Source organism: Streptomyces cadmiisoli, from assembly GCF_003261055.1.
GTDB classification, from domain to species: Bacteria; Actinomycetota; Actinomycetes; order Streptomycetales; family Streptomycetaceae; genus Streptomyces; species Streptomyces cadmiisoli.
Genome location: NZ_CP030073.1, coordinates 6,221,954 through 6,235,104 on the forward strand (window position 1 = coordinate 6,221,954; position 13,151 = coordinate 6,235,104).

The window sequence follows — 13,151 nt, forward strand, 5'->3', positions numbered from 1 at the left end:
TGCCGTGGCGCAGGGGTCGGACCCGATTGAGCCGCAATCGCAAGGAGTTCATGCTCGTGATACCGAGATGGCCGGCGCCCCGCAGGCGCCGAACCGCCCACGCCGGACGGATCGCGGCCGTCACCGTCGCCGCGCTGGCCGCCACCCTGCTCCAGCCGCCGGCCGCGCGGGCCGACAGCCCGCCGCCACCGCCCTCCGACGCGAGACTCGCCGCCGAGCCCGCCCGGCACGACCTCACCCGCGAGCAGTTCTACTTCGTCCTGCCGGACCGGTTCGCCAACGGCGACCGCGCCAACGACCGCGGCGGACTGACCGGTTCACGCCTGACCACCGGCTACGACCCCACCGACAAGGGCTTCTACCAGGGCGGCGACCTCAAGGGCCTGACCCGGAAGCTCGACTACATCAAGGGTCTCGGCACCACCGCCATCTGGCTGGCCCCGATCTTCAAGAACCAGCCCGTGCAGGGCGAGGGAGCGGACGCCTCGGCCGGCTACCACGGCTACTGGATCACCGACTTCACCCGGGTCGACCCGCACTTCGGCACCAACGCCGACCTGGAGACCCTCATCGACAAGGCCCACGCCAAGGGCATGAAGGTCTTTTTCGACGTCATCACCAACCACACCGCGGACGTCGTCGACCACCGGGAGAAGACCTACGACTACCTCTCCAAGGGCGCGTTCCCGTATCTGACCGCGGACGGCCGGCCGTTCGACGACGCCGACCACGCCGGCGGCGAGCGGGACTTCCCCGAGGTCGACGAGGACTCCTTCCCGCGCACGCCGGTCGTCCCGGCCGCCAAGCGGAACCTCAAGGTCCCGTCCTGGCTCAACGACCCGGCGATGTACCACAACCGCGGTGACTCCACCTGGGCCGGCGAGTCGACCACCTACGGCGACTTCTCCGGTCTCGACGACCTGTGGACCGAGCGTCCCGAGGTCGTCGAGGGCATGGAGAGGATCTACCAGCGGTGGGTGCGGGACTTCGGCATCGACGGCTTCCGGATCGACACCGTGAAGCACGTCGACATGGGGTTCTGGACCCAGTGGGCCACGGCGCTGGACGCCTACGCGGCCCAGCGGGGCCGCGACGACTTCTTCATGTTCGGCGAGGTGTTCTCGGCCGACACGTCCGTCACCGCCCCCTACGTCACCGAGGGCCGGCTCGACTCCACGCTCGACTTCCCGTTCCAGGACGCGGCCCGCGCGTACGCCTCCCAGGGCGGCAGCGCGAAGAAGCTGGCCTCCGTCTTCGCGGACGACTACAAGTACACGACCGACAAGGCCAACGCGTACGAGCAGGTCACCTTCCTCGGCAACCACGACATGGGCCGCATCGGCACCTTCCTCGAGCAGGACGACCCCGGTGCCGGCGACGCCGAACTGCTGAAGAAGGCCCGGCTGGCCAACGAGCTGATGTTCCTCAGCCGCGGCAACCCGGTGATCTACTACGGCGACGAGCAGGGCTTCACCGGCGCCGGAGGCGACAAGGACGCCCGGCAGACGATGTTCGCCTCCCGGGTCCCGGACTACCTCGACGACGACAAGCTCGGCACCGGCAGCACCCACGCCGACGACTCCTACGACCCGAGTGCGCCCCTCTACCGGCGGATCAGCGCCCTCGCCCAGCTCCGCAAGGCCCACCCCGCCCTCGCCGACGGCGTCCAGACCGAACGCCACGCGGCCGACGGCCCGGGCGTCTACGCGTTCTCCCGCACCGACACCGCGTCCGGCACCGAGTACGTGGTCGCCTTCAACAACGCCGGCGAGGCACGCACCGCCACCTTCCCGACCGGCTCGGCCGACCGGACCTTCCGCGCCCTGTACGGCACCGAGTCCGACGCGAGGTCCGGCGCCGACCGCAAGCTCACCGTCACCGTCCCGGCCGGCTCGGCGATCGTCCTCCGGGCGACCGGCAGGCCCGCCGCCCCCGCCACCGAGCCGTCCCTCACCCTGCGGGCGCCCGCCGCCGGCGCCACCGGCACCGTGGAACTGGCCGCCGACGTCGACGGCGGCGGCCAGAACCGCGTCGTCTTCGCCGCCCAGACCGGCACCGGCACATGGCGCACCCTCGGCTCCGCCGACCACGCCCCCTACCGGGTCACCCACACGATCGGCGAGGACGTACCGGCCGGCACCGCACTGCGCTACAAGGCCGTCGTCGTCGACTCCGCCGGCCGTACGGCGAGTGCCACCGCGCGGTCCACCACCGGCACTCCGCCCGTGGCGGAGCCCCCCACCGCGTCCTCCCGCGACTACGCCGTCGTCCACTACAAGCGCGCCGACGGCGACTACGACGACTGGGGGCTGTACGCCTGGGGCGACCTCGCCGACGGCGAGTCCACCACCTGGCCCGACAGCCACCCCTTCACCGGCCGCGACGCCTACGGCGCCTTCGCCTTCGTCAGGCTGAAGCCCGGCGCCTCCGAGGTCGGCTTCCTGGTCATCGACGAGGACGGCGACAAGGACGTCTCCGCCGACCGCACGATCGACGTCACGAAGACCGGCGAGATCTGGATCGAGCAGGGCAAGGAGGAGGTCCGCACCGAGCGGCCCGAGTACCCGCAGCCGGACACCGGGAAGGCCGTCCTGCACTACCAGCGCGCCGACGGGAACTACGACGGCTGGGGCATGCACGTCTGGAGCGGCGCGGCCGAGCCCACCGACTGGTCGAAACCGCTGATGCCGGTGAAGACTGATTCGTATGGCGCTGTCTTCGAGGTGCCGCTCACCGAGGGTGCCACCAGCCTCAGCTACATCATCCACAAGGGCGACGAGAAGGACCTCCCCGCCGACCAGGCCCTCGACCTCAAGGCCAACGGCCACGAGGTGTGGCTCTTGAGCGGCAAGGAGAAGTACCTGCTGCCGCAGCCGGCCGGCTCCGCCGCCGCACTGGACCTGACCACGTCCAAGGCGATCTGGATCGACCGCGACACCGTGGTCTGGAACGCGGCGGACACGGCCGCGTCCACCCAGCTGCTCGCCTCCCGGACCGGCTCCGTCAAGGCCGGGAACGGCACCCTCAGCGCCGGCCCCGACACCCGCTGGCTGCGCCTGTCCGAGTCCACCCTGACCGACGCCCAGAAGGCGAGGTTCCCGCATCTGAAGGACCACACCGCCTGGTCCGTCGACCCCCGCGACCGCGACCTGGTCCGCGACGCCCTGCGCGGCCAGCTCGTCGCCGCGCAGCGTGCCGCGAACGGGGCCGTGCCGGCCGCGACCGGCGTCCAGATCGCCGGCGTGCTCGACGACCTGTACGACGCGACGAAGGCGGACCTCGGCCCGACCTTCCGCAAGGGCCGCCCCACACTGACGGTCTGGGCGCCCACGGCGCAGAGCGTCGCCCTGGAGATCGACGGCTCGCACCGGCCGATGCGGCGCGACGACACCACCGGCGTCTGGTCCGTCACCGGCCCGGCGTCCTGGAAGAACAAGCCCTACCGCTACGTCGTGAAGGTCTGGGCGCCCGGCGTCCGCGAGGTCGTCACCAACAAGGTCACCGACCCGTACTCGCTCGCCCTGACCACCGACTCCGAGCGCAGCCTCGTCGTCGATCTCGCCGACACGTCCCTGGCACCGGGCGGCTGGACGTCGCTGCGCAAACCGAAGGCCGTGCCGCTGAAGGACGCGCAGATCCAGGAGCTGCACATCCGCGACTTCTCCGTCGAGGACAGCACGGCCGACCACCCGGGCACCTACCTCGCCTTCACCGACAAGGCGAGCGACGGCTCCCGGCACCTGCGCCGGCTGGCCGAGGCGGGCACCTCGTACGTGCACCTGCTGCCCGCCTTCGACATCGCCACCATCCCGGAACGCCGGGCCGACCAGGCCACCGTCGACTGCGACCTGGCGTCCCTGCCCGCCGACTCCGAACGGCAGCAGGAGTGCGTCGCCGAGGTGGCCGCAGGCGACGCCTACAACTGGGGCTACGACCCGTACCACTACACCGTCCCCGAGGGGTCCTACGCGACCGACCCGGACGGCACGGCCCGCACCGTCGAGTTCCGCAGGATGGTCAAGGCGCTCAACGAGGACGGCCTCAGGGTCGTCATGGACGTCGTCTACAACCACACCGCGGCCGGCGGGCAGGCCGAGACCTCCGTGCTCGACCGGATCGTCCCCGGCTACTACCAGCGGCTGCTCGCGGACGGCTCGATCGCGAACAGCACCTGCTGCGCCAACACGGCCCCCGAGAACGCCATGATGGGCAAACTCGTCGTCGACTCGGTGGTCACCTGGGCCAGGGAGTACAAGGTCGACGGCTTCCGCTTCGACCTGATGGGCCACCACCCGAAGGCCAACATCCTCGCCGTGCGCGAGGCGCTTGACGCGCTGACCCTCGAGAAGGACGGCGTCGACGGCAGGAGCATCATCCTCTACGGCGAGGGCTGGAACTTCGGCGAGATCGCCGACGACGCCCGTTTCGAACAGGCCACCCAGCGGAACATGGCCGGCACCGGCATCGCCACCTTCTCCGACCGGGCCCGGGACGCCGTGCGCGGCGGCGGCCCGTTCGACGAGGACCCCGGCGTCCAGGGCTTCGCCTCCGGCCTGTACAACGAGCCCAACTCGTCCCCCGAGAACGGCACCCCGGCCCAGCAGAAGGCCCGCCTCCTGCACTACCAGGACCTGATCAAGGTGGGCCTGAGCGGCAACCTCGCCGACTTCACCTTCACCGACACCGCGGGCCGGGAGGTCAAGGGCTCCGAGGTCGACTACAACGGCTCCCCGGCCGGCTACGCGGCCGCCCCCGGCGACGCCCTCGCCTACGCCGACGCCCACGACAACGAGACGCTCTTCGATGCCCTGGCCTACAAACTGCCCGCCTCGGTGAGCGCCGCCGACCGGGCCAGGATGCAGGTCCTGGCGATGGCCACCGCCACCCTCTCGCAGGGCCCGGCCCTCTCCCAGGCCGGCACCGACCTGCTGCGCTCCAAGTCCCTGGACCGCAACTCGTACGACAGCGGTGACTGGTTCAACGCCGTCCACTGGAACTGCGAGGACGGCAACGGCTTCGGACGCGGGCTGCCGATGGCCGCCGACAACGAGTCCAAGTGGCCCTACGCCGAGCCCCTGCTGAGCAGGATCCGGGTCGGCTGCGCGCAGATCGACGGTGCCTCCGCCGCCTACCGGGACCTGCTGCGGATCCGCACCACGGAGCGGGACTTCTCCCTCGGCACGGCCGAACAGGTGCAGTCCCGGCTCTCCTTCCCGCTGTCCGGGACGGACGAGACACCCGGTGTGATCACCATGCGCCTCGGTGACCTGGTCGTCGTCCTCAACGCCACGCCGCGGCGGCAGGAGCAGCGGGTCGGGGAGCTGGCCGGCGAGCGCTACCGGCTGCACCCGGTGCAGGCGGCCGGATCGGACGCGGTGGTCAAGGACGCGGCCTACGCGGCGGGGTCGGGCACGTTCTCCGTCCCCGGACGCACGGTCGCGGTGTTCTCCCGGGCCGGCTGACCGGCGGTGCGGTTAGGGTGCTCCTGTCCGGACCGGAACAGGAGCACCCATGCCGCAGATCACCGTCGACTACTCCGCGCAGCTGGCCGGCGCCTTCGACCGGCCCGCCTTCGCGCGGGCCCTGCACACCACGGTGGTCGAGGTCGCGGCCGCACGGCTCCCGGCGTGCAAGACGCAGTTCCGCCGGACCGAGGACACCGCGGTCGGCGACGACACCGAGGGGCACGCGGTCGTGCATGTGACCGTGGGGCTGCTGGCGGGCCGCACCGAGGAGACCAAGGCCCGCCTCACCGAGGCGGTGCTCGGGCTGCTGCGGCAGTACGTCGGACCCGCCGAGGGCCTGGCCCTGCACGTGTCGGCCGAGGTGCGCGAGCTCGACGCCTCGTACCGCAAGCACGAGGACTGAGACCGCACCACCCGGCGGCAGGCTCTAGGAGGCCAGCGCGATCAGCCGGGCCACGAGGTCGCCGAACGGCCCGCTGCCCGGCTCGTTCTTCAGGACACGACGCAGTACGGCGGTCATCTGCTCGTCGTGGGCGGCGCTGACGGCGGCGAGCGCGGCGAAGTCGTGCACGAGCTGTACCTCCAGCTCGGCGCGGGGGATGCGCCGGCCGTCCAGCCAGATCAGCGCCGTCGACTCGGCGAGCGAGATCCAGGAGCGGACCACCAGTTCCAGCCGCGCGGGCGGCTCCTCGACGCCGAGGTGCGCGATGATCTGGTCGTAGGCCGCCTGCCGTACGGAGTCGATGAGCGCGTTCGTGGTCGACGAGCCGACGGCCGGGCCGCCGCGCATCAACGCCGAGAAGCCCGGCCCGTGCTCGTCGACGAAGTCGAAGAACCGCCCCATCACCCGCAGCAGCCGGGCACCCAGCGGCCCTTCGGCCGGCTCCACGAACCGCCCCGCGAGATCGTCCGCGGCGCGCTGCAACGCGGCTTCGTACAGGCTGAGTTTGCCGGGGAAGTAGTGGTAGACCAGCGGGCGCGAGATGCCCGCGGCCGACGCTATCTCATCGATGGAGACGTCATCGGGGGAGCGGCGGCTGAACAGTTCGAGGGCGACGCCGATCAACTGCTGCCGCCGCTCCTCCACACCCATCCTGCGGCGAACCCCGGTAGACATACGAACACCTTACCGATCGGATCCGGCCTCCCAGGGACAGGACCGGCCAACGGTGTTCACCCGGGCGTCACGCGGATCCGGCACGAGCGTCGACGCCGGAGCCGGCCGGTGTCTTGGCGCGGAGTCCGGGCGTTCAGCGCAGCCCCGTGATCGACCGTCCGTCCGTCAGGGTCGCCCGCAGTTCGGCGCGCGCGCCCTTCTCGGCCCGCGCGGTCAGCAGGTTGCCCTCCGCGGTCCGCGCCACCTGGCCGGTCGTGCTGATCGACGCGGTGTCCCTGCTGCCCGCCGCGAGCAGGTACCAGGTACCGGCCTCCGACTTCCACAGCACCCCGGCCAGCACGTGCGGATCGCGCGCCCCGCACGCGGGGACGTTCTCCGCCTTCGCGGCGACCGCCCCGTACGTCCCGCCCGGCGTGTGGAACTGCGCCAGCGCCCGCTCGCCGCCGCCCCGCCAGGTCTCCGCGCGGGTGCACACCCAGGTCGCCGTGCCGCTCGCGTCGGGCAGCGGCTGCGCGGCGTACTGCCAGGCGTTCACCGACCGCACCCCCTGGCCGCGCACCGCGGACAGCGAGCAGGCGAACGGCGCCCAGGTGCGCAGCGACTCCGCGCCGGACGCGTCGTGCGCGGCGCCCGGCCGTCCGGTGGTGAGACGGGCCGGGACCAGCTCGCCGAGGTCCGACATCAGCCGCGTACCGGTGTCGTCGGCGATCTGGAGGATGTTCCACGAGGTGCAGGAGTCCGTCTGGACCACCGGGCTGGCCAGCGGTGAGGTGACCCCGTCGGTGAGGGTGAGCTCCATCGCGCCGGAGCTCGGCCTCATCAGGTCCCGCTCGGACACCTTCCGCACCCAGGGCGCCGTCAGATAGCGGACGTTGCCGTCGGTGCGGTCCAGGACCACCGCGTTCGCCTCCGCCGCGCCGGCGCCGTCCGCGCGGGCGAAGTCGAGGGCCGCGCCCGCCGTGCCGTCCTTCGGTTCGGCGTAGCGGGCGATGCGCAGACCGTCGTACAGGAGCACCACGCGCGCGTTGTCGACGTTCCCCGAGTACAGGAGCTGGGGTGGGCCGGCCGGGCCGCCGGACGGGGTGCCGGGGGTGACCGAGACCCGGACGGTCTCACCGGGGCGGGCCCAGACGGCGAGCGCGCGCCGCAGCAGCGCCCGGTCGGCGGTCAGGTCGCCGCGGGCGGGCCAGACGGAGAAGTCGGTACGGGCGGAGGACCGCCACAGCGCGGGCGAGACCTTGATCAGCCTGCTGGGGTCGAGGGCCGCCTGGGCCGCCGGGTTCTGCGCGTAGGGCGGGGCCGCGGCGCCGTCGGAGCCCCATCCGTCGCCGGGCAGCGCGAACAGCGCCCCGCACACCGCGAGCGCGGCGGTGGCGGCGAGCGCGGCCTTGGTGTGCTGGCGGCGGCGCATCAGGTCGGTCGGCCGGGCCTGGAGCGAGCAGGGGTCGAACTCGGGGGAGTCGAGCAGCGCGTACTGCTCGGCCACGGCGCCGGCCTCGTCGAGCGCGGCCTGCGGGTCGGCGACGTCGGCCGCCGCGAGCACGGCCTGCGCGTCGGTGTCGGCGAGCCGCTCCAGGCCGCGCAGGACGTAGGCGGCGCGGGCCGGGGCGGACAGCGCGGACAGCCGCTGGTCGAGGGCGAGTTCGTCGGCACCGCCGGAGCGCGGGAAGAGTTTCAGCCCCCACACCTGGGGGAGCAGCGGCGGCAGCTGGGAGCGCTTGGGCCAGGCCCGGCGGCGCAGCGGCAGCCCCGCCTCCAGCGCGGTGCGCAGGACGTGGAGGCGTACGAAGACGTATCCCGCCTCGCCGTCCTGGCCCGCGCCGGTGGACTGGGCCGGGATCACGGACGCCGCGGCCCTGCCGCGCGGCAGCGCCCGCTGGACCAGGGAGTGCGCGGTCAGGACCCTCCGCTTGCGGCCGAGGCCCGGCGGCAGCACCAGATAGGCGAGGCGGACGAGCCGCGGATAGTGCTCGACGAGCGCGGCCTCGGCCTGTTCGACATCGATCACCGGCCCGTTCGGGGCGGGCGGTGCGGGACTCTGGCGCTGGGCGACATCCTGTGACTGCACGTTCAGCAGAACGAGCGAATCAGCGGTTGGTCACCATCACCCGGAACGAGTCCGTCCAGTGGCCGGACCACGCCGGCGCGGTCCGCGCGGGCGCACCCGGGAGGCTCGCATTGAGCGCCGGGCCCGTGGCAGCCGTATCGAACTGAGGCACATGTGTGCCGGCTCCAAGACCGGACCGGAGGAACAGATGAGGCTGACCCGACCGATGCTCGCGCTGAGCGGCGCCGTTGCGGCGCTGGCGCTGGCGGGCTGCGGCTCCGACGGCGACCGGGCTGCGGTACCGGAGACGGCGACCGGGAGCCTGGAGCACCTGGCCGCCGAGGCGAAGTGCACACCGGACATGCAGACCGACGCCGACACGATCCGGCAGGCCATCTGCAAGCGGGGCGGGGAGAAGTACATCCTCGCCACGTTCTCCACCGACCGGGGCCAGCGCGAGTGGATCAACACGGCGAAGGACTACGGCGGCTACTACCTCGTCGGCCGCAAGTGGGTCGCCGTCGGCCACGAGGACGTGGTGTCCGGGCTGCGCGACCGGCTCGGCGGGACGCTGGAGGTCGGCACCGACCACTCCGGCGGCGGGGCGGGGCACTCCGGCGGTGCGGGGTCCGGTCACTCCGGCGGGGACGGGGCGGCCCATTCCGTGGGCCACGGCGGCTGACCGGCATCGTCCGCCGCGCCCCGCCGGGCGACCGGCGGGGCGACGGACGGAGAAAGCCGGCGGTGGGAGATCCCACCGCCGGCTTTCCTATCGGTCCCGCCGGTCTGCTACGAGCAGCGCTGGCCGCGGTTGATGCACTTGACGACCTTGTTCATCAGGCTGTCGGACATGACGTTGATGAAGTCGTTGTGGTCGGTGATCGGCTTGTGCAGCTGCTCGGGGAAGCCGTCCACGGCGTACGGGTTGCGGACCTGACCGTTCTGGACGGTCGGGGCCGGCACGTTGTACACCAGGCGGACCTGGAGCTGGGGAATCGCCTGGAAGCCGTTCGCGCAGCGGCCGTCGCGGCCGACGAAGGCCACATGGGAACGGTGGTTCGCGCTGTCGATGTTCTGGCCGTCCCAGCAGCTCTGGAAGTTGGACGTCCGGACCACCTGGCTGCCCCTGGGGCAGAGCACGTACTTGTCCGTCACCTGGCGGTTCTCGAACCCGGTGCAGCTGAACGAGGTGTTGGCGTTCGCGAGGCCGTTGGTGAAGGCCTTGGCGTCACCGGTGATGATGCGCAGGAACTTCGGCATCGCGACGACCTTGCTCGTCCGGTTGCCGACGAACTTGATCTCGGCCTTGGAGGCCTTCAGGATCTTGCCGACGTTGCCCTCCGCGCCGCCGCCGAGGTCGTTGGCGTCGAACTCCTGGGTGCCGTCCTGGAGACGCAGCACGGGCCAGTAGTAGGTCGACTTGTCGGCCTGGTTCCGGCACGTGGTGGCGGCGTTGGCCAGGTCCTCGTCGCTGGAGAAGGCGGTGTTGCCCTGGTTGCCGACGTAGTCGTGCGTGTGGTGCGCGCCGTTGTCGACGCCCGGGGCCACGATGATGTTGTCGGAGTTGAACAGGTTGTTCGCGTTCACTCCGCACTTGGTGACGAACGACCCGCGGGAACCGGACCTGCCGTTGGCGGCCAGACCGTTCTGGAGGTCGCGCGAGTTGGGCCTGACGTTCCTGATGTCGACGAAGTCGTCGGCGAACGGACCGGCGGCGCCGTTGCCGTTGTCACCGACCTGACCGCCGCCCTGCTCCTGACCGTCACCCTGGTCCTGGCCTTCCCCGGCGTCCTGACCGTCGCCCTGGTCCTGCCCGTCACCGGTGCCCTGGCCGCCGTCGCCCTGCTCCTGGCCGCCGTCCTGACCGTCGGTGGGCTGCGGCTGCTCGGCGGGTGTGCCGGTGCAGCCGGAGAGGTCGTCCAGGTTCTCCGGGGCGCTGCCGCCGGCCCGGTTGATCTCCAGCTGGATCCGGTCGATCAAGACCTTCCGGTTGTCCTTGAGCGGCTGGAGAATCGTGTTCTGGACGTAACCGGCGTCCTGGGCCTGCGCGTCCCGCGTGGTCGCGAGGCGCTGGTAGGCCTCGGTGATCTGCTGGTCCATCGAGGCCAGCTCGGCGTCGACCTCCCCCCGCGCCTGGTCGGGTACCTCGGACAGCTGCTGGCCGACGTCCGGGCAGTCGATGGTGGCGACCTGAGCGGCGGCCGCCCTCGTCCGGTCGCCCGAGCCGGTGTCCTCGTCCGCCGAGGCGTAGAAGTTTGCCCAGACCAGCCCGCCCCCACCGAGCGCTAGGGCCGCCGATGCGGCTATGGCCTTGGTGGCCAGCGGCGTACGGCGTTTGCGTGTGTTGCGTCCCATGGAACTCCTCTGACTTCCTTGCGGGGCAGCATCGAGGCGCCCGACAGGAGTGAAGCGGCTCCCTTCCATACGCGGCCCGTCCCAGGGGTGTTCAGACGGATCAGAAATTGATGAGAGACTCGCGAGACAATTGGGCCCCAACTACCCAACGAGTACCGGGAGTTGTGGAGAACTCACCAGCCGTGGCGAACCCCGGTGGTGGATTTCGTGGAGTTTCAGTGACCCTGGTCCAGATAAGCGAGAACCGCCAGGACGCGGCGGTTGTCGTCGTCCGACACCTCCAGGCCCAGTTTCGCGAAGATGTTGGAGGTGTGCTTGGCGATGGCCCGTTCCGTGACGACGAGCTGCGCGGCGATCGCCGTGTTGGACCGTCCCTGCGCCATCAGCTCCAGCACCTCGATCTCACGCGGGGTGAGCCGGCCGAGCGGGCGGTCGCCGGCCGCCCGGCGCGTCAGCAACTGCTGGATCACCTGCGGATCCATCGCCGTGCCGCCCGCCGCGACCCGCCGTACCGCGTCCACGAACTGGTCCGCGTCGAACACCCGGTCCTTCAGCAGATAGCCCACCGCGCCGCTGCCGTCGGCCAGCAACTCGCGCGCGTACAGCTGCTCCACGTGCTGCGACAGCACCAGCACCGGAAGCCCGGGCCGCTCACGGCGGGCCCGCAGCGCGCACTGGAGGCCCTCGTCGGTGTGCGTCGGCGGCAGCCGTACGTCCACCACCGCCACGTCCGGCTTCAGTTCGGCCAGCGCCCGGGTCAGCTCGGGGCCGCTCTCGACGGCCGCGGCGATCTCGAAGCCGTAGGCCTCCAGCAGCCGGACCAGTCCGTCGCGCAGCAGGAAGAGGTCTTCGGCTAGGACAACGCGCACGGAATCTCCAGGGTGACCATCGTGGGGCCGCCCGCGGGAGAGCTGACGGCGAGGACCCCGTCGAATGTACCCAGCCGGCGCTCCACCCCGGCCAGCCCCGAACCCGGCTCGACCGCGGCGCCGCCCCGGCCGTTGTCGGTCACCGTCACCCGCAGCACTCCGGCGCCCTCTGCCACGTGGTGCAGGTCGATCCAGATCCGGTCGGCGTCCGCGTGCTTGACGGCGTTGGCGAGCAACTCGCTGACGGCGAAGTACGCCGCCGACTCGACCGGCGCCTCGGCCCGGCCGTCCAGGTCCACGGTCACCTCCGTGGCGAGGGGCATACGCAGCGCCAGTGCCCGCACGGCGTCACCCAGCCCGCGTTCGGCGAGCACCGGCGGATGGATGCCGCGCACCAGGTCGCGCAGCTCCGCCAGGGCGTCGGCGGAGGAGCGGCGGGCCTGGGCGAGCAGTTCCCTGGCCTTCGCCGGGTCCTTGTCGAGCAGCATCTCGACGGTGCCGAGGTCCATGCCCATCGCGACCAGCCGCGCCTGCGCCCCGTCGTGCAGGTCCCGCTCGATCCGCCGCAGTTCGGCGGCCGAGGCGTCCACGGCGACCTGCCGGGTCTCGGTGAGGACCCGCACCCGCTCGGCCAGTTCGCCCTGCGGCGAGCCGAGGACGGCCCGGGCGAGCCGGAAGTGGCCGCGCAGCAGCGGGGGCGTGAGACGCGGCGCCGACGCCAGCAGCACCGCGCCCAGCGCGCCGGCGGCGAGCGCCGAGGCCTGTCCGGTCACGGGCACGAATCCGTACCAGTAGCCGTCCGGCAGGACCCGCCAGAGTCCGGCCGCGATCGTGAGGCCCTCCAGCGGGTAGAGCACCAGCACGGCCGGCAGCAGCGCCGTGAGGAAACCGGCCGTCATGTCCACCGGCAGCCAGCGCAGGTCCCGCCAGGTCGCCGGGTCGGCCAGCATCCCGAAGGTGCGCGCCCACGGACCGGCGTCCTTCGGCAGCGGCCGGTACGCGCGCGGGATCCGCACGCCGCCCCACCGCGCCGCGAGCAGCCGCCGCCGGTCGGCGAACGCCCGCACCCCGGTCAGTACCCACGGCGTGGTGACGATGCCGACGCCGACGGGTATCAGCGCCACGGACACCGCCGACAGCACGAAGCACAGCACCGCCCCCGGCAGTGACACCAGGGCCAGCGCCAGTCCGCGCGCCGCGGTCGTCGCGACCTCCCGTGCCGTCGTACGGCCGTTGCCGCTCTCCGTGTCCATGCTCATGGCGACAGTCTCGCGGAGCGACGAGGGGCGGTCACTGGG

General features: G+C 72.1%; 8 protein-coding genes. 3 read left to right on the forward strand and 5 right to left on the reverse strand.

All coding sequences use genetic code 11. The features are described 5' to 3' along the window. Positions 1–56 precede the first annotated feature (56 nt). Both pulA and DN051_RS27220 read left to right on the forward strand, forming a co-directional pair. Positions 57–5,462: a pullulanase-type alpha-1,6-glucosidase gene (gene pulA, locus DN051_RS27215; protein WP_162625142.1), complete on the forward strand. Its 5,406-nt coding sequence runs from the start codon at positions 57–59 to the stop codon at positions 5,460–5,462. A gap of 49 nt (positions 5,463–5,511) precedes the next feature. Next, a complete protein-coding gene (locus DN051_RS27220; protein ID WP_053763916.1) occupies positions 5,512–5,868 on the forward strand; it encodes a 5-carboxymethyl-2-hydroxymuconate Delta-isomerase in 357 nt (118 codons plus the stop codon). Between the two features lie 24 nt (positions 5,869–5,892). Here DN051_RS27220 and DN051_RS27225 read toward each other — a convergent pair whose 3' ends face one another. Both DN051_RS27225 and DN051_RS27230 read right to left on the reverse strand, forming a co-directional pair. Further along, entirely contained in the window at positions 5,893–6,582 is a 690-nt protein-coding gene (locus DN051_RS27225; protein WP_079002137.1) for a TetR/AcrR family transcriptional regulator, read from the reverse strand. A gap of 133 nt (positions 6,583–6,715) precedes the next feature. After that, positions 6,716–8,650 (reverse strand): hypothetical protein, encoded by a 1,935-nt coding sequence (locus DN051_RS27230; protein WP_112439677.1) that lies wholly within the window; start codon positions 8,648–8,650, stop codon positions 6,716–6,718. Positions 8,651–8,837: 187 nt separating this feature from the next. Between DN051_RS27230 and DN051_RS27235 the strand changes: the two genes are divergently transcribed. Beyond that, positions 8,838–9,311: a hypothetical protein gene (locus tag DN051_RS27235; RefSeq protein WP_112442465.1), complete on the forward strand. Its 474-nt coding sequence runs from the start codon at positions 8,838–8,840 to the stop codon at positions 9,309–9,311. A gap of 107 nt (positions 9,312–9,418) precedes the next feature. On the opposite strand, the gene DN051_RS27240 is transcribed toward DN051_RS27235, so the two are convergent. From DN051_RS27240 to DN051_RS27250, 3 genes are all read right to left on the reverse strand, one after another. After that, positions 9,419–10,984: a DUF1996 domain-containing protein gene (locus DN051_RS27240; RefSeq protein ID WP_053763919.1), complete on the reverse strand. Its 1,566-nt coding sequence runs from the start codon at positions 10,982–10,984 to the stop codon at positions 9,419–9,421. A gap of 215 nt (positions 10,985–11,199) precedes the next feature. Continuing rightward, the gene (locus tag DN051_RS27245; protein WP_053763920.1) at positions 11,200–11,853 is read right to left on the reverse strand and encodes a response regulator transcription factor; all 654 of its coding nucleotides are present in this window, start codon (positions 11,851–11,853) and stop codon (positions 11,200–11,202) included. After that, positions 11,838–13,112 carry a sensor histidine kinase gene (locus DN051_RS27250; protein ID WP_112439678.1) on the reverse strand — a complete coding sequence of 425 codons (1,275 nt, stop codon included), beginning with the start codon at positions 13,110–13,112 and terminating at the stop codon, positions 11,838–11,840. Before DN051_RS27250 ends, DN051_RS27245 begins: the two co-directional genes overlap by 16 nt. Between the last annotated feature and the right edge of the window lie 39 nt (positions 13,113–13,151).

What these genes read in the sequence shown, in the direction of transcription:
- DN051_RS27220 (WP_053763916.1), top strand. Translation starts at nt 5,512, where the DNA reads ATGCCGCAGATCACCGTCGACTACTCCGCGCAGCTGGCCGGCGCCTTC.
- DN051_RS27225 (WP_079002137.1), bottom strand. Translation starts at nt 6,582, where the DNA reads ATGTCTACCGGGGTTCGCCGCAGGATGGGTGTGGAGGAGCGGCGGCAG.
- DN051_RS27235 (WP_112442465.1), top strand. Translation starts at nt 8,838, where the DNA reads ATGAGGCTGACCCGACCGATGCTCGCGCTGAGCGGCGCCGTTGCGGCG.
- DN051_RS27240 (WP_053763919.1), bottom strand. Translation starts at nt 10,984, where the DNA reads ATGGGACGCAACACACGCAAACGCCGTACGCCGCTGGCCACCAAGGCC.
- DN051_RS27250 (WP_112439678.1), bottom strand. Translation starts at nt 13,112, where the DNA reads ATGAGCATGGACACGGAGAGCGGCAACGGCCGTACGACGGCACGGGAG.